Raw genomic sequence first — 23,344 nt, 5'->3', positions numbered from 1 at the left:
GCAGACTGGCCGTCATGGCGAACCTGGTCATGACGAACGGTGCGGTCGCGGGACTGCTGGAGGCGACCTCGGTGGAGCTGGTCCCCGGCGAGGTGGTCGTTGCGGTGGGCAGACCAGGCCACGGCAACGTGGCGCTGGCGCTCGCGCTGGCCGGGCGGCTGCGCCTGACCGGCGGCACGGTGGTCGTCGGGGAGGACCCGTCGCCCGGAGCGCTGCAGCGGGCGGTGGCTCTGGTCGACGTACCGGGCGTGACCGAGCCGGACGACAGCATGCCGTTCCGGGTGGTGGTCGCCGAGGAGCTCGCCCTGGCCGGGCGTCCGGCCGGCCCGCGGGCGGCGTCGTCGTGGCTGCGCGCGCACCGACTGGCCACCGGGCCGGGACTGCGGACCGAGGACGTGCCGCCCGCCGACCGGGTCCGCTCCCTCACCGAGCTGGGGGCGGCCCGGCCCGGCGCGCGGTTCCTGGTGCTGGTCTCTCCCGACCGGCACGGCCTGCACCGGCGGGACTGGTGGCCGCCCGTGCGAGCCGCCGCGGACGACGGCCTCGGGGTCCTGGTCACGGTCAGCGAGGCGGTCGACCTGGCCGGCGAGGTCGTCCGCACGGCGGCGATCGGGGGTGCGGCGTGAACACCCTGCGCATCGCCTGGAGCGAGCTGTCCCGGCTGCTGAGCATCCGGATGGGCCGGATCACCGTGCTGGCGCTGGTCACCGTGCCGACGATCTACGCCGGCCTCTACCTCTACGCCAACCACGACCCCTACGCCGCGCTGAACCGGGTGCCGACGGCTCTGGTCGTCGAGGACGCGGGCGCGACCGCTCTCGACGGGAACCGGCTCGAGGCCGGCCGCGAGGTGGCCGACCAGCTGCTGGAGTCGGCCGACTTCGGCTGGCACGAGGTCGACCGGACCACGGCGAAGGCCGGGGTCGACGACGGGACCTACGACTTCGCGCTGCTGATCCCGCGCGACTTCTCCGCCGCCCTGACCAGCAGCTCGGGCGGGGATCCCGAGCAGGCGCGGATCACGATGCTCACCAACGACGCCAACTCCTACCTGTCGACCACCATCGCCACCACGGTCGCCACCAAGGTGCGCGACGCGATCGGCCAGAAGGTCTCCCAGGAGGCGGTCGGCACCTTCCTGCTCGGCATCGCCGACGTGCGCCAGGGGCTCCAGCAGGGCGCCGACGGCGCCGGCCAGCTCCAAGACGGCCTCAAGCAGGCCCGGAAGGGCTCCCGCAGGCTCGTCGACGGCAGCGCCCGGCTCGCCGACGGCACCCGGCAGCTGAACGGTGGCGCCACCCGGCTGCACGACGGGCTGACCACCCTCACCACGCGGACCGCGGCGCTGCCGCAGCAGGCCCGCCAGCTGGCCGCGGGCGCGCGCCAGGTGGCCGCCGGCGACCGGAAGGTCGCCGACGCGGGCACCAAGATCGCCGGCGCGGTCCACGAGGCCCGCAAGGCGTACGACGGCGGCCGGGCCGACCTCGTGGCCCAGATGACCCAGCTCGGGATCGACCCGGGCGCCCAGGACCGGCTGCTCGCGGTCTACGACCGGGTCGGCGCGAAGGTGCATGGCGCCGACACGAAGGCGGGCGAGGTGCGCAAGCAGCTCGACCAGCTCGCGGACGGCGCCGACCAGGTGGCCGACGGGGCCGACCAGCTGGCCCGCTCCGCCCCGGCGCTGGTCGCCGGGATCCGTCAGGCCCGTGACGGCGCCGGCGAGCTGCGGACGGGAGCCGCGCGACTCGACAAGGGGGCCGGCGCCCTGCACGACGGCACCGTCGAGCTGCGCCAGGGGCTGCGCCAGCTGACCACCGGCGCCGGCACCCTGCGCGACGGCCTGGCCGCCGGAGTGCAGAAGGTGCCCGCCACCACCGCGGAGTCGCGCGAGCGGATCGCCGAGACCATCGCGAACCCGATCGACGTCCGGGCCCGCAGCGACGCGGCGGCGCGCAATTACGGCGCCGGCCTGGCGCCGTTCTTCCTGGCCCTGGCGGCGTGGATCGGCGGCTACGTGCTCTTCTTGCTGGTCCGGCCGCTCTCCAGCCGGGCCCTGGCCGCCAACCAGCACCCGCTGCGGATCGCCGTCGGCGGCTGGCTGCCGCCCGCCCTGATCGGCGCCGCGCAGATGACCCTCGCCTTCGCCGTGGTGGCGCTCACCCTCGACGTCGGCATCGTCGAGAGCCTGCGGACCTGGCTGTTCATGATCCTCATCTCGGCGACCTTCGTCGCGATCGTGCATCTGATGAACGCCCTGCTCGGCACCCCCGGCCAGTTCCTCGCGCTGGTCTTGATGGTGCTCCAGCTGGTGACCGCCGGGGGCACCTTCCCGTGGCAGACCATCCCCGAGCCACTGCACTGGCTGCACCAGGTGCTGCCGATGAGCTACGCCGTCGACGGCCTGCGCCAGCTGATGTACGGCGGCGACCCGGCCCGGGCGTCCACGGCCGTGCTGGTGCTGGCGGCGTACCTCCTCGGTGCGCTGGTCCTCACCTCGCTGGTCGCGCGCCGGCACCGCGTGTGGACGCCGAGCCGGGTGAAGCCCACCGTGGTGCTGTAGGGCGCGGACTTGTCCTCATGTCGGCTTGAGGTTCTACGGTCGCCGACATGAGCATGGAGTCGATCGCCTGGAATCAGGTGTACCGGGGAATGAACGGCCCGGACGAGGAGCGGGAGTTCAGCGCCGCGACGGCAAGGCGGATCTGGCGCTTCGCCCGTCCGCACCGCCGCAAGCTGGTCGGGTTCGTGGTGCTCAGCGTCGTCACGGCGGGGCTCGCGGTGGCGACCCCGGTGCTGGCGGGCCGCGTCGTCAACGCGATCGTGGCGGGCGATGCCCGCTCGGTCGTCGTCCGGCTGGCGCTGGCGATCGCGGTGCTGGCGGTGCTGGACGCCGGGCTCGGGCTGGTGGCGCGCTGGCTGTCGTCGAGCATCGGCGAGGGCCTGATCCTCCATCTGCGCACCGCTGTGTTCGACCACGTGCAGCGGATGCCGGTCGCCTTCTTCAGCCGGACCCGCACCGGCGCGCTGGTCAGTCGGCTCAACAACGACGTGATCGGGGCGCAGCGCGCGTTCAGCCAGACCCTGTCCGGTGTGGTCGGCAACCTGGTGACCCTGGTGCTGACCCTGGTCGTGATGCTCGGCATCTCCTGGCAGGTCACCCTGCTCGCACTGGTGCTGCTGCCGGTGTTCGTCGTACCGGCGCGGCGGATGGGCCACCGGCTGGCCGGCATCCAGCGCGAGGCGGCCGACCACAACGCGGCCATGGGCAACCAGATGACGGAGCGGTTCTCGGCGCCGGGCGCCACCTTGGTCAAGCTGTTCGGACGGCCCGAGCAGGAGTCGGCGGAGTTCGCGGCGCGCGCCGAGCGGGTCGCCCAGATCGGCGTCCGGACGGCGATGGTGCAGACCACCTTCGTCACCGCGCTGACGCTCGTCTCCGCGCTCGCGGTCGCCGTCGTCTACGGGCTCGGCGGCGCTCTGGCCCTCCAGGGCACGCTCGACGCCGGAGACGTGGTCGCCCTGTCCCTGCTGCTGACCCGGCTCTATGCGCCGCTGACCGCGCTGGCCAGCGCCCGCGTGGAGGTGATGAGCGCGCTGGTCAGCTTCGAGCGGGTCTTCGAGGTCCTCGACCTCGAGCCGCTGATCACCGACCGGCCGGACGCTGGGGTGGTGCCGGACGGGCCGGTCGCGGTCGAGCTCGACGACGTCCGGTTCGCCTACCCGGCGGCCGACAAGGTCTCGCTCGCCTCGCTGGAGGCGGTCGCCACGCTCGACACCCGCGGCGGCGAGGAGGTGCTGCACGGCATCTCGCTGCGTGCCGAGCCCGGTCAGGTCGTGGCCCTGGTCGGCTCCTCGGGCGCGGGGAAGTCGACCATCGCGCAGCTGGTGTCCCGGCTGTACGACGTCGACGCGGGCGCCGTCCGCCTGGCGGGGGTGGACGTGCGCGACCTCACCGCCGCCTCGATCCGCGCCGCGGTCGGCATGGTCACCCAGGACGGCCACCTGTTCCACGACACCATCCGCGGCAACCTGCTGCTGGCCCGGCCCTCGGCCGCCGAGGAGGAGCTGTGGGACGCGCTGACCCGGGCCCGGCTGGCCGGCCTGGTGCGCGCGCTGCCCGACGGGCTCGACACGGTGGTGGGGGAGCGCGGCTACCGGCTCTCCGGCGGTGAGCGGCAGCGGCTGACCATCGCCCGGCTGCTGCTCAAGCAGCCGCGGGTGGTCATCCTCGACGAGGCGACCGCGTCCCTGGACTCCACCTCGGAGGCGGCGGTGCAGGCCGCGCTCGCCGAGGCGCTGGCCGGCCGGACCGCGCTGGTGATCGCGCACCGGCTCTCCACGATCCGGGCCGCCGACCTGATCGCCGTCGTCGAGGACGGCCGGATCGTGGAGCGCGGCACGCACGCCGCGCTGCTCGCGGCCGGGGGCCGCTACGAGGAGCTGCACCGGACCCAGTTCGCGCAGGACGCGCCGGACGAGGCGGGTGCCCGTGGTGATGTGCCCGCCGATCGTGTATCTTGATATCAAGAGATATCGGGGTTCCGATGTCGCTGCAGACTTAGGTCAGCCTCACTATCCGATCCGCCACTCGCGGCGGCAGGATGAACAGCAGACCTACCGACAACGATGAAGTCGATGTGGACGGAGACGCGATGGCCAGCAAGAACAGCTTCGGCGCCAAGAGCACCCTGGACGTGGACGGCACGTCCTACGAGATCTTCCGCCTCGACGCGGTCAAGGGAGAGGGCCTCGACGTCGAGAGCCTGCCCTTCTCGCTGAAGGTGCTGCTCGAGAACCTGCTCCGTACCGAGGACGGCGCGGACATCACGGCCGAGGACATCAAGGCCCTCGCCGGCTGGGACGAGACCGCCCAGCCCGACAAGGAGATCCAGTTCACGCCCGCGCGCGTGATCATGCAGGACTTCACCGGCGTCCCCTGTGTCGTCGACCTCGCCACCATGCGCGAGGCGATGGCCGACCTGGGCGGCGACGCGACCAAGATCAACCCGCTCGCGCCGGCCGAGATGGTCATCGACCACTCCGTCATGGCCGACGTCTTCGGCACGCCCGAGGCGTTCCAGCGCAACGTCGAGATCGAGTACGAGCGCAACCGCGAGCGCTATCAGTTCCTGCGCTGGGGCCAGGGCGCCTTCGACGACTTCAAGGTCGTCCCGCCGGGCACCGGCATCGTCCACCAGGTCAACATCGAGCACCTTGCCCGGGTCACCTTCACCCGTGAGGTCGACGGTGAGCTGCTGGCCTACCCCGACACCTGCGTCGGCACCGACTCCCACACCACCATGGTCAACGGCATCGGCGTCGTCGGCTGGGGCGTCGGCGGCATCGAGGCCGAGGCCGCGATGCTCGGCCAGCCCGTCTCCATGCTGATCCCGCGCGTGGTCGGCTTCAAGCTGTCGGGCGAGCTGCCCGAGGGCTCCACCGCCACCGACCTGGTGCTCACCATCACCGAGATGGTCCGCAAGCACGGCGTCGTCGGCAAGTTCGTCGAGTTCTACGGTCCCGGCGTCTCCGCGCTGCCACTGGCCAACCGCGCCACCATCGGCAACATGTCGCCGGAGTTCGGCTCCACGATCGCGGTCTTCCCGATCGACGAGGAGACCACGACCTACCTGCGCCTGACCGGGCGCTCCGAGGAGCAGATCGCGCTCGTCGAGAAGTACGCCAAGGAGCAGGGCCTCTGGCTCGACCCCGACGCCGAGCCGCGCTACTCCGAGAAGCTCGAGCTCGACCTGGCGACCGTCGTGCCCTCGATCGCCGGCCCCAAGCGTCCGCAGGACCGCGTCCTGGTGTCCGAGGCGAAGCCGTCCTTCCGCGGCGCCCTCACCGACTACGTCACCAACGGCCACACCGCCGAGGGCGCCTACGACGAGGCGCTCGAGGAGAGCTTCCCCGCCTCCGACCCGCCGGCGACGGTGGGCGCCGACGGACAGACCCCGGCCGTGGACTACCTCAGCTGCGCGCCCGAGGACGGCGGTCGGCCGAGCAGCCCCGTCGAGGTGACCCTCGAGGACGGCACGAAGTTCACGCTCGACCACGGTGCGGTCACGATCGCCTCGATCACCTCCTGCACCAACACCTCCAACCCGTCGGTCATGATCGGCGCCGCGCTGCTCGCCAAGAAGGCCGTCGAGAAGGGCCTGACCCGCAAGCCGTGGGTCAAGACCACCCTCGCGCCCGGCTCGCAGGTCGTCAGCGACTACTACGAGAAGGCCGGCCTGACGCCGTACCTCGACAAGCTGGGCTTCAACCTGGTCGGCTACGGCTGCGTCACCTGCATCGGCAACTCCGGCCCGCTCATCCCCGAGGTGTCCGCCGCCGTCAACGAGCACGACCTCGCCGTCGTCTCGGTGCTCTCCGGCAACCGGAACTTCGAGGGCCGGATCAGCCCCGACATCAAGATGAACTACCTGGCCTCCCCGCCGCTGGTCGTCGCCTACGCGCTGGCCGGCTCGATGGACGTCGACCTGTTCAACGACCCGCTCGGCACCGACACCGAAGGCAACCCGGTCTACCTCAAGGACATCTGGCCCTCGCCGGCCGAGGTGGAGTCGACCATCGCCGGGGCGATCAACTCGCAGATGTTCGCCGACTCCTACGCCGACGTCTTCAAGGGAGACGAGCGCTGGCGCTCGCTGCCCACTCCCGAGGGCAACACCTTCACCTGGGACGAGGCGTCGACGTACGTCCGCAAGGCGCCGTACTTCGACGGCATGCCCGACCAGCCGGCCCCGGTCGCCGACATCGACGGCGCCCGCGTGCTGCTCAAGCTCGGCGACTCGGTCACCACCGACCACATCTCGCCGGCCGGCTCGATCAAGGCCGACTCGCCCGCGGGCAGGTACCTCACGGAGAACGGCGTCGCGCCCCGCGACTTCAACTCCTACGGCTCGCGCCGCGGCAACCACGAGGTGATGATCCGCGGCACGTTCGCCAACATCCGCCTGCGCAACCAGATCGCACCCGGCACCGAGGGCGGCTTCACCCGCGACTTCACGCTGGGCGACGCCCCGGTGACCACCGTCTACGACGCGTCGGTCAACTACCAGGCCGCGGGCATCCCGCTCGTCGTCCTGGCCGGCAAGGAGTACGGCTCCGGCTCCTCGCGCGACTGGGCCGCCAAGGGCACCTCGCTGCTGGGCGTCAAGGCGGTCATCGCCGAGAGCTACGAGCGCATCCACCGCTCCAACCTCATCGGCATGGGCGTCATCCCGCTGCAGTTCCCCGAGGGTGAGAACGCCGAGTCGCTCGGCCTGAGCGGCGAGGAGACCTTCTCCATCGCCGGCATCACCGGGCTCAACGAGGGCACCACCCCCTCGACGGTCAAGGTCACCACCGACACCGGCGTCGAGTTCGACGCGGTCGTCCGCATCGACACCCCCGGCGAGGCGAACTACTACCGCAACGGCGGCATCATGCAGTACGTGCTGCGGAACCTGCTGCGCGGCTGACGCCGCCTTTCCCGGCGTAACGTCATTCGTTCCGTGGGCGATCGCCCACGGAACGAATGACGTTGTGTCCCCCCGACTGGCTACGGTGGGTGCATGCTCGTCGCGTTCAGCATCAGTCCCTCCGCCGCCGACGACACCGGCGGCGTGTCCGAGGCGGTGGCCGCCGCGGTCCGGGTGGTCCGCGAGTCCGGGCTGCCCAACGAGACGACGTCGATGTTCACGACGATCGAGGGTGAGTGGGACGAGGTGATGGCGGTCGTCAAGCGGGCCGTCGACGTGGTCGCCGAGGTGTCGCCGCGGGTCGGGCTGGTGCTCAAGGCCGACATCCGGCCGGGCTTCACCGGTGAGCTCACCGCCAAGGTGGAGCGGGTCGAGCGAGCGCTCGAGCGGTGACCCAGCCGCCCTTCCCGCCCCCGCCGCCGTACGGCCCGCCGCCGTACGGTCCGCCACCCGGCTTCCTGCCCCCGCCCCCGCCGCGCAAGCGCTCGCCGCTGCCGATCGTGCTCGCCGTGCTGGCCGCCGTGCTGGTGCTGGCGGCCGCGATCCTGGTGCCGCTCGTGCTGATCCGAGACGACGACGAGGGCGCCTCCGCGGGAGACGACACGGCCGAGGCGGTCGACACGAGCACCCTCGCCGCCGTCGAGGAGTACGGCGGCCTCACCAACCAGCACCTGGCGCCGGGCGAGGAGCTCGAGTACCCGCAGAAGCCGCCGGTGGGCGGCGACCACGCGCCGGCCTGGCTGGAGTGCGGGGTCTACGACGAGCCGGTGCCGGACGTCAACGCGGTCCACGACCTCGAGCACGGCACCGTCTGGCTGACCTACCGCCGCGACGCGGTCGATGCCGCGGACGTCCAGATCCTCGCCGACCAGCTGCCGGACAACGGCATGCTGTCGCCGTACGACGACCAGGAGGCGCCGGTCGTGATCACGGTCTGGGGTCGCCAGCTCGCGCTGACCGGCCCGGACGACCCGCGGATCGCGCTGTTCGTGGCGGAGTTCGGCTCCGGCGACACCGCGCCGGAGCCGTTCGCCTCCTGTCACGGGGGAGTCGACCCGGCGGACCTGCCGCCGCCCGGAGGCCCGGTCGTCTGAGTAGGGTCGCCACGTGACCTCCCTCACCGTGCTCCCCGTCCCCGGCCACGGCGCGGAGGATGTCGTCGTGGCGACGTCCGGTCCCGACCGCGGCTGCGTGTTCACCGGCACCGAGGACGGCGCGATCTTCCGGGTCAGTCCCGACGGCGCGAGGGTCGACCGGGTCGCGCACACCGGCGGGCGGCCGCTGGGCATCGAGTTCGCGCCCGACGGGCGGCTGCTGGTGTGCGATGCCCGGCGCGGCCTGCTCTGGGTCGACCCCAGCACGGGCGAGGTCGAGCTGATCACCGGGGAGGTCGGCGGCACGACCATGGTGTTCTGCAACAACGCCGCGCTCGCCGAGGACGGCACCATCTGGTGGTCCGACTCGTCGACCGAGTTCGGGATCGCCCGCTGGAAGGACGACTTCGTCCGCAACACCCGCACCGGCCGGCTGCTGCGCCGCGACCCCGGTGGCACGGTCGCCGTCGTCCTCGACGGGCTGGCGTTCGCGAACGGGGTGGCGCTCTCCGCCGCCGGCGACTTCGTCTGTGTCGCCGAGACCGGCGCCCGCACCGTCGTCCGGCACTGGCTCGGCGGCGACCGGCAAGGCACGCGTGACTTCCTCACCGCCGACCTGCCGGGCTACCCCGACAACATCGCCCGCGGCTCGGACGGCCTGATCTGGGTCACCATCGCCAGCCCCGTCGATCCGCTCGTCGAACGACTGCAGCGCGGGCCGATGGCGCTGCGCAAGCTCGCCACTCGGCTGCCCGCCGCGCTCCAGCCGCAGCCGAAGCGGACCGTCCGCGTGGTCGCGTACGACGACCGCGGCACCCTCGTCCACGACCTCGACCTCGACCCCGCGGACCACGGTGCGGCGTACCACATGGTCACCGGTGTCCGGGAGCACGAGGGCCGGGTCTGGCTGGGCAGCCTGCACGAGCCCGCGATCGCGTTCACCGATCTGTGACCGCCTAGACTGGCCCTCATGTCCGTCCTCGAGAGCATCGCCGACCCGCGCGACCTGCGGGCCCTGTCCGAGGACGAGCTGACCCAGCTGGCGGCCGAGATCCGCGACCTGATGATCCGCACCGTCGCCACCAACACCGGCCACCTCGGGCCCAACCTCGGCGTGGTCGAGCTGACCCTCGCGATCCACCGCGTCTTCGACTCCCCGCGCGACAAGATCGTCTTCGACACCGGCCACCAGTCCTACGTCCACAAGCTGGTGACCGGGCGGGCCGGCGAGTTCGGCACGCTGCGCCGCGAGGGCGGGCTGAGCGGGTACCCGAGCCAGGCCGAGTCCGAGCACGACCTGGTCGAGAACTCCCACGCCTCGACCGCGCTGAGCTACGCCGACGGCATCGCCAAGGCGTTCCGGGTCCGTGGCGAGGACCGCCACACCGTGGCCGTCATCGGCGACGGTGCGCTCACCGGCGGCATGGCCTGGGAGGCGCTCAACAACATCGCCATCCAGCACGACTCCAGGCTCGTGATCGTGGTCAACGACAACGGGCGCTCCTACACACCGACCATCGGCGGGCTCGCGACCGCGCTGACCAGCCTGCGCACCAACCCGCGCTACGAGCACGTCCTCGACATCGTCAAGCGCCGGCTGACCGCGGTGCCCGGCGTCGGCGCGGCGGCGTACGACGCCCTGCACGCCATGAAGAAGGGGCTCAAGGACGCGCTGGCTCCCCAGGGCCTGTTCGAGGACCTCGGGCTCAAGTACGTCGGCCCTGTCGACGGCCACGACCGCGCCGCCGTGGAGCAGGCGCTCGGGCAGGCCAAGCGGTTCGGCGGCCCGGTCATCGTGCATGCGATCACCCGCAAGGGCTTCGGCTACGACCCGGCCGAGCGTCACGAGGCCGACCAGTTCCACTCGCCCGGGCCGTTCGATGTCCAGACCGGCGCCGAGAAGCCCAAGGGCCCGATCTGGACCGACCACTTCGCCGAGCACATCGTGTCCATCGGCGAGCGCCGGCCCGACGTCGTGGCGATCACCGCGGCGATGATGCACCCGGTCGGCCTCGACAAGTTCCAGGCCCGCTTCCCCGAGCGCACCTTCGACGTCGGCATCGCCGAGCAGCACGCCGCGACCTCCGCGGCCGGCCTCGCGATGGGCGGCCTGCACCCGGTCTTCGCGGTCTACGCGACCTTCCTCAACCGCGCCTTCGACCAGGTGCTGATGGACGTCGCGCTGCACAGGTGCGGGGTCACCTTCGTCCTCGACCGCTCGGGGGTCACCGGCGACGACGGCGCCAGCCACAACGGCATGTGGGACATGTCCCTGCTCCAGGTCGTCCCCGGCCTGCGTCTGGCCGCGCCGCGCGACGCCACCCGGATGCGCGAGCTGCTCGACGAGGCGGTCGAGGTCGCCGACGCCCCCACCGTCGTCCGGTTCCCCAAGGGCCCGCCCCCTGCCGACATCGAGGCGGTCGGCAAGGCCGGCGGCTGCGACGTCCTGGTCCGCGCCGGCGCCCGCGACGTGCTGGTCGTCGCGGTCGGCTCGATGGCCGAGACCGCGGTCGACGTCGCGCAGCGGCTGGTCGCCCAGGGCATCGGTGTCACCGTCGTCGACCCGCGCTGGGTCAAGCCGGTCGACCCCGCCCTGGTCGAGCTGGCCCGCACCCACCGCCGGGTCGTCACGCTCGAGGACAACGGCGTGATCGGCGGCGTCGGCGCGGTGCTGCTGCAGACCCTCGTGGCCGCCGACGTCCGCACCCCGGTGCGCGTCCACGGCATCCCCCAGGAGTTCCTCGACCACGCCAAGCGGGCGGCGATCCTCGAGCGGATCGGGCTGACTCCCTCGGCGATCGCGCTCGAGGTGCTCCACGACATCGCTCGGGACAGCGCCGAGGATCCCGCCCCGGAAGGACGGGCGCTCCTCGATGTCGACGGTTCGCGCTAGGGCCTTCCTCCCGGCCCTGGCCCTGCTCCTGCTCCCGCTCACCGCCTGCTCCGACGACCCGCCCCCGCCGACCTACTCCGGCGCCGGGTACGACGACGTCGCCACCTTGATGCAGAAGACGCTGGACAAGCGGGCGCGCGGGCTGCGCACCCACGACGTCGCCCGGTTCCGCAAGGCGCTGGACCGCTCCGACCCGGGCTTGGTCGAGGAGCAGCAGACCTACTTCGACAACCTGGCCCAGCTGCCGGTCGGCGAGCTCCACTACGAGGTCGCCGCCGACACGATCACCCCGGTCGAGGGCAGCGAGGACTACTGGGTCGAGGTGGTGCTCAGCCTCGGCCTCGACGGGTACGACGCCGCCCCGGCCCGTACCCGGGACCGGTTCCTGTTCACCCCCTCGCCCGACGGCCGCCGGCTGGTGATCACCTCGACCACCGACTACTCGTGGGAGACCGCGCATCCGGGAAACGTCCAGCCCTGGGACCTCGGCCCGATCCGCGTCGAGCAGGCCGTGGGGGTGCTCGGCGTCTTCGACGACACCACCGTGCGCAACGCCGGCAAGGTCCTCGACGCGGCCAGCAGCGGTCGCTCCGACGTGCGCGGCGTGATCGGCACGACCGCCGTGGGCACGCCGTCGGGTGTGGTCGTCTACTCACTGCGCGACCCGGCGTTCCTGCGCGGTCTCGCCGACCAGACCGTCGGCGACCCCGACCGCGCGGACGGCCTGACCATCGCGGTGCCGGTCGACGGGATGGACGCGCGCCAGGGCGTCGCGTCGTACCGGATCTTCCTCAACCCGCGGGTCCTCGACCAGCCCGCCGCCGTGCTCGGCCGGCTGGTCCGCCACGAGCTCACCCATGCCACCCTCGGCTCGCGGGGGCGGGGCGCGCCGCTGTGGCTCAGCGAGGGGGTCGCGGAGTACGTCTCGGTCCAGCCGATGGCGCCGTCCCGCCGCCGGCTTCCCTCCCGGGCGCTCGACCTGGCCGGGTCGGTCACCGGCCTGCCCGGCGCCGCGCAGTTCGCCGGCCCCGACGCCGAGGCGTGGTATGCCGTGGCCTGGTGGGCCTGTGAGTACGTCGCCAGCGTCTACGGCCGCCCGATGCTCTTCCTGCTCCTCGACCGGCTCGCCGACGGCGCGGACCAGGCCCAGGTGCTGCCCGACGTGCTCGGTGTCACTCCCGCGCAGCTGGCGCAACGGGGGGTAGGACTGATGGAACGCACCTACTCGGGTGCCCATTAGGCTCTCGGTGTGACCTCATCGCCCCGTCTCGTCCACATCGTCGACGAGGTGCCCGAGCTGGAGGACGTCGAGAGCCTCTCCCTCGTGGTCGCGCTCGACGGCTTCCTCGACGCCGGCAATGCCGGTGCGCTCGGCGCTCGCCACCTGATCCGGGCGGGTGCGCTCTCCGTCGACGGCGGGGGAGTCGTCGTCGCGACCTTCGACGCCGACCAGCTCCACGACTACCGCGCCCGGCGCCCGCCGATGACCTTCGCGCGCGACCACTACGAGGGCTACGAGGCGCCGCGGCTGGTGGTCAGGATGCTGCACGACGCCGGCGACACGCCGTACCTGCTGCTGCACGGGCCCGAGCCCGACGTCCGCTGGGAGGCGTTCTGCCGCGGCGTGCGCGAGGTCGTCGAGCGCTTCAACGTCTCCCTGGTGGTGTCGATGGGCGCGGTGCCGATGGCGGTGCCCCACACCCGGCCGATCGCGATCACCCACCACGCCAACGACCCCGGTCTGCTCACCGGGACCAGCCCCTGGCGTGGCGAGCTCCGGGTGCCCAGCAGCGCGCAGGCGCTGCTCGAGGTCCGGCTGGGCGAGTGGGGCCACGACGCCCAGGGCTTCGTCGCCCACGTACCCCACTATCTGGCCCAGCTCGACTACCCGAGCGCCGCGCTGTCCCTTCTGGAGCACGTCGAGCTGGCCGCCCGGATCACCGTCGACCTGTCCGAGATGCGCACCGCCGCCGACGAACGCGAGGACGAGATCGGTCGCTACCTCTCCGCCAACGACGAGGTCCGCGACGTCGTCATGGCGCTGGAGCGGCAGTACGACACCTTCGCGCGTGCGGAGAAGGAGGGCAACAGCCTGCTCGCCGAGGACGAGCCGCTGCCGACCGGCGAGGAGATCGGCCGGCAGTTCGAGCAGTTCCTGGCCGGCCTCGAGGGGCCCGACGACACCGGAGACACGCCGTGACCGAGCGGGTGATGGGGGAGGCGACCCAGCGGCTGGTCGCACTGCTCGACCTCGAGCAGCTCGACACCGACCTGTTCCGCGGCCAGCAGCCCGAGACGATCCGCCAGCGCGTCTACGGCGGCCAGGTGGCTGCGCAGGCCCTGATCGCCGGGTCGCGGACGGTCGACGAGGGCATGCATGTCCACTCGCTGCACTCCTACTTCCTGCTGCCCGGCGACTACAACGTCCCGATCATCTACGACGTCGAGCGGATCCGCGACGGCAAGTCGTTCGCCACCCGCCGGGTGCTCGCGCGCCAGCACGGCCGCCCGATCTACTACCAGTCGCTCAACTTCCAGCGCGCCGAGGAGGGCCTCGAGCACCAGGACGTGATGCCGGAGGTGAGGCCGCCCGAGGACGGCCTGGACCTGATGACGCTGATGGCCGAGCGCGGCAGCGACGACGGGCTGAGCAAGGAGTGGGCGGCGCTCGACGTGCGCTGGCTCGGCAGCTCGGCGTTCGGTCTGGACCCGGACCCGATGCACCCCGCACGGACGCAGGTGTGGATCCGCGTCGACGGCCGGCTCAGCGACGACCCCATGGAGCACCTCGCGACCTTCACCTACGCCAGCGACGTGTCCCTGCTCGGCGCCACCTTGGCCGCGCACCCGGAGCACGGTCCCCACAAGGTGCAGATGGCCTCCCTCGACCACACGATCTGGTTCCACCGGCCGTTCCGCGCCGACGAGTGGTGGCTCTACGACCAGTGGTCCCCGTCGGCCAGCGGCGCCCGCGGCCTCGCGCTGGGCCGGATCTTCACCCAGGACGGCACCCTGGTCGCCACGGTTGCCCAGGAGGGGCTGATCCGCCCGGCGCGCTGAGCGTCCCTGCTTCGGGGGTTGTCTCCGGGCCGCCACAGGAGTTACGTGGGTCCATGGCGGACAAGCGCGCGGAGAGGCGGGGCGAGCACGACCTCGCGGCGACTGGGCCCGACCAGGTACGCAATGTGGTCCTGGTCGGGCCCTCCCACTCGGGCAAGACCTCCCTCGTGGAGGCCCTCCTACTGCACGCAGGGGCGATCGGCCGGGCCGGCAGCACCGTCGACGGCACGACGGTGTGCGACACCGAGGACACGGAGCGCAGCCACGGCCGCTCCGTCTCGCTGGCGGTCGCGCCGCTCGTCCATCGCGGTGTGAAGGTCAACCTGGTCGACACCCCCGGGTACGCCGACTTCGTCGGTGACCTGCGCGCCGGGCTGCGGGCCGCCGACTGCGCGTTGTTCGTGGTCGCGGCCAACGAGGAGGTCGACGACGGCACCCGGCAGCTGTGGCGGGAGTGCGACCAGGTCGCGATGCCGCGCGCCGTCGTGGTCAGCAAGCTCGACCATCCACGCGCCGACGTCGACGCCGTCGTCACGCAGGCCCGGGACGCGTTCGGCGAGAAGGTGCTGCCGGTCTACCTCGTCGGCGCCGACGGCCTGACCGGGCTGCTGACCGGCGGCGCCGACGACCCGCGCCGCGGCGAGCTGATCGAGGCGATCATCGAGGAGTCCGAGGACGAGGACCTGATGGACCGCTACGTCGGCGGCGAGGAGGTCGCTCTCGGCGTACTCATCGGCGACCTGGAGACCGCGGTGGCCCGAGCCGGCCTCCATCCGGTGATCCCGGTCTGCGGGGCCACCGGGGTCGGGCTGGGCGAGCTGCTCGACCTGTGCGTCGACGGCTTCCCCTCGCCGTTGGAGCACGCCTCGCCGGAGGTCTTCACCCCGGCCGGCGCCACCGTGGGCCGGGTGTCCTGCGACCCGGCCGGGCCGCTGGTCGCCGAGGTGGTCAAGACCGCCGGTGATCCGTATGTCGGCCGGATCAGCCTGGTCCGGGTCTTCTCCGGCACCCTCGAGCCGGACACCGCCGTTCACGTGTCGGGGCACTTCTCGTCCTTCTTCGCCGCCGACGCCGGCCACGAGGACCACGACGAGGACGAGCGGATCGGCGCCCTCGGCCACCCGTTCGGAGCCGCCCAGGTGCCGGCCGGGCGGGTGCTGGCCGGCGACCTGGGCACGGTCGCGCGACTCTCCCGGGCGGAGACCGGCGACACCCTCTCCGACGTCGACCGGCCCCTGGTGCTCAAGCCGTGGTCGATGCCCGACCCGCTGCTCCCGGTCGCGATCGAGGCCGCCACCCGCTCCGACGAGGACAAGCTCTCCCAGGCGCTGGCCCGGCTCGCCGCCGAGGACCCGAGCCTGCGCGTCGAGCACAACGCCGAGACCGGTCAGCTGGTGCTGTGGCTGATGGGGGAGGCGCACGCCGACGTCGTACTGGAGCGCCTGGCCGACCGCCACGGCGTCGCCGTCGAGCAGCGTGAGCTGCTGGTCCCACTGCGCGAGTGCGTCGCCGGGCCCGCGAAGGGGCACGGCCGGCACGTCAAGCAGTCCGGCGGGCACGGCCAGTACGCGATCTGCGACCTCGAGATCGAGCCGCTCCCCGAGGGCAGCGGCGTCGAGTTCGTCGACAAGGTCGTGGGTGGCGCGGTGCCGCGCAGCTACATCCCCAGCGTCGAGAAGGGCGTGCGCGCCCAGCTGGAGCGCGGCCTCCGGGCCGGCTACCCGGTCGTCGACCTGCGCGTCACCCTCACCGACGGCAAGGCCCACAGCGTCGACTCCTCCGACCTGGCCTTCCAGAGCGCCGGCGCCCTCGCCCTGCGCGAGGCGGCCGAGGCGGCGGGCGTCTCCATGCTGGAGCCGTACGACGACGTCACCGTCGTCGTCCCCGACGACCTGGTCGGCCCGGTGATGAGCGACCTGAGCGCACGAAGGGCCCGGCTGCTCGGCAACGAGAACGTCGCCGGCGGCCGGACCCTGGTGCGAGCCCACGTCCCCCAGCGCGAGCTGGTGCGGTACGCCGTGGACCTGCGGGCCGCGACGCGAGGCGCGGGCACCTTCACCCGCGCCTTCGCGCACTACGAGCCGATGCCCGAGGAGCAGGCGCGGCAGGTGACGGCGCGCCTGCACCACTGACGGACCTACGGAGCCGTGGTGCGACCCAGCAGATGGGGCGCTCCGGTCTTCGGGTTCACGAGCGTGAAGTCGTAGCCCGCGGCGTCGGCCTCGGCGCCGAACTGCGCCTTGCCGGGCAGGAAGATCGGCTTCTTGAACGCGACCTCGACCTTGACCGCGTCGGGCAGCCGGTTCTCCAGCGCCGCGATGCAGCGGGCCTTGCTCCACATGCCGTGCGCGATGTGGCGCGGGAAGCCCAGCGCCTTCGCGGTCAGCGGGTGCAGGTGGATCGGGTTCCGGTCGCCCGACACCGCGCCGTAGCGGCGGCCGAGGTTGTCGGGCAGCGACCACACCGGGCCCTTGGCCGTGATCGCGTCGAGCGCCATGCCCGGGTCGCCCTTGTCCTTGTCGCCCTTGCCGACGCGCAGGTACGTCGACACCGACTCCCACACGACCTCCTCACCCACGGTGCTGGTGACGTTCATGTCCCAGGCCCGGCCCTTGGTGCTGGCGCGCAGGTTGTCGGCCCTCAACGACAGCGAGACGGTCTCGCCGATCGCGACCGGGCGGTGCTGGACGATGGTGTTCTCCAGGTGCACCGAGCCGATCGCCGGGAAGGGGAACCTCGCGTCGGTCATCAGCTGCAGGTGCAGCGGAAACGCCAGCATGTGCAGGTACGGCACCGGCGCGACGTCGCGGTTCGGGAAGCCGCATACGGCGGCGTACCGCTCCACGGCAGAGCGCTCCACCAGCACGTCGTTGCGTTCGAGCGTCAGCTCGGGCAGCGCGCCGCCTGACTTCTTGATGCCGGGCAGCTGGTTCACGCCGGGGACCGCGGGCAGCGCGGCCTTCAGCATCACGGGAAGAGCGAAGTCAGGCATGGTCAGGCACCCAGCATCATCTGGCCGCAGACCCGCACGACGTTGCCGTTGACGGCGGTCGAGGCGGGGGAGGCGTACCAGGCGATGGTCTCGGCGACGTCGACCGGCAGCCCGCCCTGCGACATCGCGTTGAGCCGCTGGCCGACCTCGCGGGTCGCGAACGGCACCGCGGCGGTCATCTGGGTGATGATGAAGCCCGGCGCGACGGCGTTGACGGTGATGCCGTCCTCGAGCCTGTCGGCCAGCGAGTCGACGAAGCCGATGACGCCGGCCTTCGAGGCGGCGTACGACGTCTGGCCCAGGTTGCCGGCGATGCCCGCGATCGAGGCGACGCCGACGATCCGGCCGTTGGCGTTGATCACCTTCTGCTCCAGCAGCTCGGCGGTGATCTTCTCGGGCGCCTCCAGGTTGATCTGCAGCACCTTGCCGAAGCGCTCCGGCGTCTGGTTGGCGAGCTTCTTGTCGAGGGTCACGCCCGCGTTGTGGACGACGATGTCGACGCCGCCGTGCTTCTCCTGGAGGTGGTGCGCGATCCGCTGCGGGGCGTCGGCCGCGGTGATGTCGAGCGTCAGCCAGTCGCCGTCGAGCTCGTTCATCACCGTGACCAGCTCGTCGGCGGCCTGCGGTACGTCGAGGCCGACGACCTTCGCGCCGTCGCGGTGCAGCACGCGGGCGATCTCCTCGCCGATGCCGCGACTGGCGCCGGTGACGAAGGCGACCTTGCCGGCCAGCGGCCGGGTCCAGTCGGCGAGCGCGGAGCCGTGGGTCTCCTCATGGGCGCCGATCCGGACCACCTGGCCGGAGACGTAGGCCGACTTCGGGCTGAGCAGGAAGCCGAGCGTGGAGAGCACCGAGTCCTCGTAGCCGTCGGCGACGTAGACCAGCTGGACGGTGCCGCCCTTGCCGATCTCCTTGCCGAGGCTGCGGGTGAAGCCCTCGAGCGCCCGCTGGGCGATCCGCTCGCTGCCCTCGACCAGGGCGGGCGGCGTACCGAGGACGACGACGCGGGCGCAGCTCTTGAGGCTGCGCAGCACCGGGGTGAAGAAGGCCTGGAGCTCGATGAGCTCCTCGACGGTGGAGATCGCGGTGGCGTCGAAGACCAGGCCCTTGTACCTCTCGCCCTCGGCCTGGGCGCTCGCCGAGGCGATGCCGAGCACGTCGAGCAGGCCGGGCAGCGACTCGATGAGGCGACCGCGGCCGCCGACGAGGACCGTGCCGTCGACCAGCGGTTCGCCGGCCGTGTAGCGGTCCAGCTTGGTGGGGTTCGGCAGTCCGAGGTTCTTGACGAGGAGCTTGCCGATCGGGGAGCTCACGAAGCCCTGGTACTTGTCAGTCATGACACCATGTAACTAGATGTGTAACTCTGAGTCCACATTTCGTGATCTCGCCCTCAATCGGTTCTCCGGAGGGCCCCGCTGAGTGAGGATTGATCCCATGACCGAGACTGTTCGCCGGGCCGCCGTACTGGGCGGTAACCGGATCCCGTTCGCCCGCTCCAACGGCGCCTACGCCACCGCCTCCAACCAGGAGATGCTGACCGCTGCTCTCGACGGCCTCGTGGCGCGCTTCGGGCTGGAGGGTGAACGTCTGGGTGAGGTCGCCGGCGGCGCGGTCCTCAAGCACAGCCGCGACTTCAACCTGGTCCGCGAGTCGGTGCTCAGCACCCGCCTCGCCCCCGAGACCCCCGCCGTCGACCTGCAGCAGGCGTGCGGCACCGGCCTGCAGGCGATCAACTACATCGCCAACAAGATCAAGCTCGGCCAGATCGACTCCGGCATCGGCGGCGGTGTCGACACCACCTCCGACGCGCCGATCGCGATCTCCGAGAAGCTGCGCAAGAAGCTGATCCAGCTCAACAACGCGCGCTCCGCCAAGGACCGCCTCGCGATCCTCGCCACCATCCGCCCCGGCGACATCGGCCTGGCGATCCCGTCCAACGGCGAGCCGCGCACCAAGCTCTCCATGGGCGAGCACCAGGCGCTCACGGCGCTGGAGTGGCAGATCGCCCGCGAGGCCCAGGACGAGCTGGCCGTGGCCTCGCACCACAAGCTCGCCGCGGCGTACGACGAGGGCTGGCAGGACGACCTGATCACCCCGTTCCGCGGCCTCGAGCGCGACAACAACCTGCGCGCGGACTCCTCGCTGGAGAAGCTCGCCACGCTCAAGCCGGTGTTCGGCAAGGGCGAGGCGGCCACCATGACCGCCGCCAACTCGACGCCGCTGACCGACGGCGCGTCCGCCGTGCTGCTGGGCTCGGACGAGTGGGCCGAGGCCCACGGCCTCGAGGTGCTGGCCTACTTCGTCGACTCCGAGGTCGCCGCCGTCGACTTCGTCAACGGCGCCGAGGGGCTGCTGATGGCGCCGGCGTACGCCGTCCCGCGGATGCTCGAGCGCAACGGCCTGAGCCTGCAGGACTTCGACTTCTACGAGATCCACGAGGCGTTCGCCTCGCAGGTGCTCTCCACCCTCGCCGCGTGGGAGAGCCCGGTGTTCTGCAAGGAGCGCCTCGGCCTCGACGCGCCGCTCGGCTCGATCGACCGCGCCAAGCTCAACGTCAAGGGCTCCTCGCTCGCCGCCGGACACCCGTTCGCCGCCACCGGCGGCCGGATCGTGGCCAACACGGCCAAGCTGCTCAAGGCCAACGGCGGCGGCCGGGCGCTGATCTCGGTCTGCGCGGCCGGCGGCCAGGGCGTCGTCGCCATCATGGAGCGCTGAGCACTTCCCGGACGTCGAGGAGGTCGCGCAGCGCCCGTCACGAGACGCGCCCGAACGGCCCGTCCCTCCGCGTGGGGGACGGGCCGCTTCTTCGTAGGTGGGGGCGGTCAGGTGGTGACCAGGGCGAGCGCCGAGCGCACCAGGTACGAGCGCACCTGCGCCGCCGAGATCTGTCCCACCGTCGGGATGCCGGGCGCCGCCTCACTGACCAGGATCCCGAGACGGGCCAGCTGCAGCGCGCCGAGCCCGCTGGCGTAGAGAGCGTTGGCGAGCAGCACCGGGTCGTCGCTGAGCGTGAACGCGCCCTCGTCGACGCCGTGGCTGAGCGTGTCGGACAGCACCGTCAGGCACGAGGTGATGCCGCGCCCCAGCCGGAACAGCGGCCCCTCGGCGATCTCGTCGAGCAGCTCGTCCCCGGGCCGCACCATGAGCGCCTGCGCGCAGTCCACGAACGCCGGGTGCGCGACGCCGTAGTCCACGAACGACCCCACGATGCGCTCCAGCTGCTCCCCGGGGCGCTCACTGCTCGCCGCGGCCGTCGCCATCGCGTCGTGCAGCTCCTCGAGGTAGCCGACCAGGGTGAGCGCGAACAGCTCCTCCTTGCCGGTGAAGTGCCGGTAGACGATCGCCCGGTTGATGCCCACCGCACTCGCGATCTCCTCGATCTGGACGTCGCGCACGCCCTTGGAGTCGAAGATCTGCCGCGTGGCGGTGATGATCTCCGCCTGCCGCGCCTTCCGACGCGCTGCTGCCGCCCTGCGGCGTCCGTCGGTGGCTGGTGCGTTGGTCGCCATGGAGGAAGTGTACGAGACGTGCAACTCGGTGTTGCAACATCTCGGGAGGGCGTCGCCGGTCAAGGCGCGGCGAGCCCCCGCACGGTCTCGATCGTGTCCGCCTCGTCCGCGGACTTGTCGTCCCGGTAGCGCACGACCCGGGCGAACCGCAGTGCCAGCCCACCCGGGTAGCGGGTCGAGCGCTGCAGCCCGTCGAACGCGATCTCGACGACCTGCTCCGGCCGGACGGTGACCACCCACCCGTCGTCGGCGACCTCCAGGGAGCGGAAGCGGGCGGTCTGCCAGGCGAGCATCTCGTCGGTCATCCCCTTGAACGTCTTGCCGAGCATCACGAAACCGGTGGGGGAGGACGGGTCGCGGGCGCCGAGGTGGATGTTGGAGAGCCAGCCGCGACGCCTGCCGGAGCCGTGCTCGACGGCGAGGACGACGAGGTCGAGGGTGTGGACGGGCTTGACCTTGACCCAGGCGGAGCCGCGGCGACCGGCGTCGTACGGCGCGTCGAGGGACTTCACGACGACGCCCTCGTGGCCCGAGGCCAGCACCGAGGTGGTGAAGGCGGTGGCCTCGGCGACGTCGGAGCCGATCCAGCGCTGGACCCGGTGCTCGGCGGGGACCAGGTCCTCGAGGACCTGCCAGCGCTCGTGGGCGGGGCGGTCGATGAGGTCGGTGCCGTCGAGGTGCAGCACGTCGAAGAAGTGGGGCGACACGACCGACTCGGCCGCGGCCGCCGAGGCGGTGCGGGAGGCGGTCTCCTGGAAGGGACGCGGGCGGCCGTCGGCGGCCAGCCACAGCGCCTCGCCGTCGAGGACGACGCGGGTGGCGGGCAGGGCGCGGACGACGGCGACGACCTCGGGGAGGCGGTGGGTGATGTCATCGAGGCTGCGGGTGGCGACCACGACGTCGTCGCCGTCGCGGTGGACCTGGATCCGGATGCCGTCGAGCTTGGCATCGACGCCGACGACCCCCGCGCCGGCCTTCACGACCGCGGCGGCGACGTCGGGGGCGGAGGAGGCGAGCATGGGCAGCACCGGGCGACCGACGGTCAGGCCCACCTCGGCGAGGGCTTCAGGCCCGCGGAACGCCGCGTCCACGACGTACGTCGCCCCGCCGGCCAGCATCGCCGCCCGCCGGACGGCCGCCAGCGGGACCTCGGCGGCCGCGGCGAGCGCCTCGGTGACGACCGCCTCGAGCGCGCCCTGGCGGACCTCGCCGACGGCGACGGCGCGCAGCCACTCCTGCTCGGCGGCGGTAGCCCGGCCGAACAGGTCGGCCACCGCGGTCGCGCGCAGCCCGGCCGAGCCCGGCCCCGCCAGCAGCGACATCGCCTCGAAGGCGGCGTCCACCTCGCCGACCTCCAACGACGGCGCGAGGGCGGGGGAGGGCAGGGACTGGAGGCCCCGCCACCCGAGTCCGGTACGACGCTGCCGGAGCCGCCCGCTGAGGAGGTGGGCGACCAGCGCCCGCTCGCCGGCTGGAGCAGCCAGCAGCAGCCCACCGATCAGCTGGGACTTCTCCTTTCGCGAGCGGGTCGCGGCGACCTGGCGCGAGACGTCGACGAGGTCGTGGAGCAGCATGGTGTCAGCCGGATGAGTCATGTCGAGGTCGCGCCATGACTCATCCGGTGGCGTCCAGGGAGGCGGCGGTGACGCCGCCGTCGATGACGTGCTCGTAGACCTCGTCGAGGTCGAGCTCGGCATTCGTGCCGGACAGGTCGCCGAAGTAGCCGGCTACCTCCAGCGAGACGAAGCCGTGCAGGCAGGCGAACAGGGCCATCGCGTTCTGCAGCAGCCGCTCGTCGGGGAGCCCGGCGGAGCGGCCCATGATGGCGAGCGCCTCGATCGCGTCGAGTGCGGCGGCGTAGAACGCCTCGCGGTCGATCGGGGGCCGGGTGAGGGCGGCGTAGCGCTGGGGGTGGGTGCGGGCGAAGGCGCGCAGCGCGTGGCTGAGGGCGCGCAGTCCGGCGACGCCGGCGTGGCCCATCGCGGCGCCGCGGACGTGGTCGCCGAGCAGGCGCATGGCGCGCACCTGGATGAGCGCGCGCAGGTCCTCGAGGTTCGCGACGTGGTTGTACAGCGAGGAGACCCGGGCCTCGAGCTCGGCGGCGAGCGAGGTCATGGTGAGGGCGTCGTACCCGTCGCGGTCGACGAGCGCCTCGGCCGCCTGGAGCACCGCCTCCTGGTCGAGGCGCGCCCGGCGGCTTCGGGTCGTGTCGATGCTCAACTGCCCTCCGGAGCCTGAGGAAGAATGTCGGTGGTGAACGAAAGGTATTCGTCGTTGGGTGACAGAGCCTAGTCTCTCGCGACTCGAAGCGCAGCGAGCTGCCGTCG

Annotated in this window: 18 protein-coding genes; 13 read left to right on the top strand and 5 right to left on the bottom strand. The window is 72.3% G+C overall.

The genetic code is table 11. The features are described 5' to 3' along the window. The first annotated feature begins 14 nt into the window (after positions 1-14). The 12 genes from ACUP6Y_RS13180 (at position 15) to ACUP6Y_RS13125 (ending at position 16,648) form a co-directional block, all read left to right on the top strand. Positions 15-626, top strand: a complete 612-nt coding sequence (locus tag ACUP6Y_RS13180; protein ID WP_462551174.1) for a hypothetical protein — start codon at positions 15-17, stop codon at positions 624-626. Then, complete coding sequence (locus ACUP6Y_RS13175) at positions 623-2,560, top strand: YhgE/Pip domain-containing protein (protein WP_462551173.1); 1,938 nt, start codon at positions 623-625, stop codon at positions 2,558-2,560. The genes ACUP6Y_RS13180 and ACUP6Y_RS13175 overlap by 4 nt, the downstream gene beginning before the upstream one ends. 47 nt (positions 2,561-2,607) lie before the next feature. Further along, positions 2,608-4,521 carry an ABC transporter ATP-binding protein gene (locus tag ACUP6Y_RS13170; protein WP_462551172.1) on the top strand — a complete coding sequence of 638 codons (1,914 nt, stop codon included), beginning with the start codon at positions 2,608-2,610 and terminating at the stop codon, positions 4,519-4,521. Positions 4,522-4,652: 131 nt separating this feature from the next. After that, on the top strand, positions 4,653-7,469 hold the full coding sequence (locus ACUP6Y_RS13165) for an aconitate hydratase (RefSeq protein ID WP_462551171.1): 2,817 nt from the start codon (positions 4,653-4,655) through the stop codon (positions 7,467-7,469). Positions 7,470-7,562: 93 nt separating this feature from the next. Continuing rightward, positions 7,563-7,862 (top strand): thiamine-binding protein, encoded by a 300-nt coding sequence (locus ACUP6Y_RS13160; protein ID WP_462551170.1) that lies wholly within the window; start codon positions 7,563-7,565, stop codon positions 7,860-7,862. Next, complete coding sequence (locus ACUP6Y_RS13155; RefSeq protein ID WP_462551169.1) at positions 7,859-8,563, top strand: DUF3105 domain-containing protein; 705 nt, start codon at positions 7,859-7,861, stop codon at positions 8,561-8,563. Before ACUP6Y_RS13160 ends, ACUP6Y_RS13155 begins: the two co-directional genes overlap by 4 nt. 13 nt (positions 8,564-8,576) lie before the next feature. After that, complete coding sequence (locus tag ACUP6Y_RS13150; RefSeq protein WP_462551168.1) at positions 8,577-9,515, top strand: SMP-30/gluconolactonase/LRE family protein; 939 nt, start codon at positions 8,577-8,579, stop codon at positions 9,513-9,515. 18 nt (positions 9,516-9,533) lie between these two features. After that, a complete protein-coding gene (gene dxs / locus ACUP6Y_RS13145) occupies positions 9,534-11,456 on the top strand; it encodes a 1-deoxy-D-xylulose-5-phosphate synthase (protein ID WP_462551167.1) in 1,923 nt (640 codons plus the stop codon). Then, entirely contained in the window at positions 11,437-12,696 is a 1,260-nt protein-coding gene (locus ACUP6Y_RS13140; RefSeq protein WP_462551166.1) for a hypothetical protein, read from the top strand. The genes dxs and ACUP6Y_RS13140 overlap by 20 nt, the downstream gene beginning before the upstream one ends. Before the next feature lie 9 nt (positions 12,697-12,705). Continuing rightward, positions 12,706-13,656: a proteasome assembly chaperone family protein gene (locus ACUP6Y_RS13135; RefSeq protein WP_462551165.1), complete on the top strand. Its 951-nt coding sequence runs from the start codon at positions 12,706-12,708 to the stop codon at positions 13,654-13,656. Further along, positions 13,653-14,516: an acyl-CoA thioesterase gene (locus tag ACUP6Y_RS13130; protein WP_462551164.1), complete on the top strand. Its 864-nt coding sequence runs from the start codon at positions 13,653-13,655 to the stop codon at positions 14,514-14,516. The genes ACUP6Y_RS13135 and ACUP6Y_RS13130 overlap by 4 nt, the downstream gene beginning before the upstream one ends. A gap of 53 nt (positions 14,517-14,569) precedes the next feature. Further along, on the top strand, positions 14,570-16,648 hold the full coding sequence (locus ACUP6Y_RS13125) for an elongation factor G (RefSeq protein WP_462551162.1): 2,079 nt from the start codon (positions 14,570-14,572) through the stop codon (positions 16,646-16,648). Between the two features lie 5 nt (positions 16,649-16,653). Here the strand turns inward: ACUP6Y_RS13125 and ACUP6Y_RS13120 are convergent, their stop codons facing one another. Further along, complete coding sequence (locus ACUP6Y_RS13120) at positions 16,654-17,508, bottom strand: MaoC family dehydratase (RefSeq protein ID WP_462551161.1); 855 nt, start codon at positions 17,506-17,508, stop codon at positions 16,654-16,656. A 2-nt stretch (positions 17,509-17,510) separates the two neighbouring features. Beyond that, a complete protein-coding gene (locus ACUP6Y_RS13115; protein WP_462551160.1) occupies positions 17,511-18,845 on the bottom strand; it encodes a 3-oxoacyl-ACP reductase in 1,335 nt (444 codons plus the stop codon). 97 nt (positions 18,846-18,942) lie between these two features. Here ACUP6Y_RS13115 and ACUP6Y_RS13110 point away from each other — a divergent pair, with 97 nt between their 5' ends. Beyond that, complete coding sequence (locus ACUP6Y_RS13110) at positions 18,943-20,223, top strand: acetyl-CoA C-acetyltransferase (RefSeq protein WP_462551159.1); 1,281 nt, start codon at positions 18,943-18,945, stop codon at positions 20,221-20,223. Between the two features lie 107 nt (positions 20,224-20,330). Here the strand turns inward: ACUP6Y_RS13110 and ACUP6Y_RS13105 are convergent, their stop codons facing one another. The 3 genes from ACUP6Y_RS13105 to ACUP6Y_RS13095 are packed head-to-tail and all read right to left on the bottom strand — an operon-like array spanning position 20,331 to position 23,237. Next, positions 20,331-21,017: a TetR/AcrR family transcriptional regulator gene (locus ACUP6Y_RS13105; protein ID WP_462551158.1), complete on the bottom strand. Its 687-nt coding sequence runs from the start codon at positions 21,015-21,017 to the stop codon at positions 20,331-20,333. A gap of 59 nt (positions 21,018-21,076) precedes the next feature. After that, positions 21,077-22,591 (bottom strand): ATP-dependent DNA ligase, encoded by a 1,515-nt coding sequence (locus ACUP6Y_RS13100; RefSeq protein WP_462551157.1) that lies wholly within the window; start codon positions 22,589-22,591, stop codon positions 21,077-21,079. Positions 22,592-22,631: 40 nt separating this feature from the next. Continuing rightward, positions 22,632-23,237: a TetR/AcrR family transcriptional regulator gene (locus ACUP6Y_RS13095; RefSeq protein ID WP_462551155.1), complete on the bottom strand. Its 606-nt coding sequence runs from the start codon at positions 23,235-23,237 to the stop codon at positions 22,632-22,634. Positions 23,238-23,344: the final 107 nt, after the last annotated feature.

Source organism: Nocardioides sp. S5-5 (genome assembly GCF_054954065.1).
The sequence above is the reverse complement of the archived record's forward strand: the minus strand, read 5'-3'. Positions and strand labels throughout refer to the sequence as shown.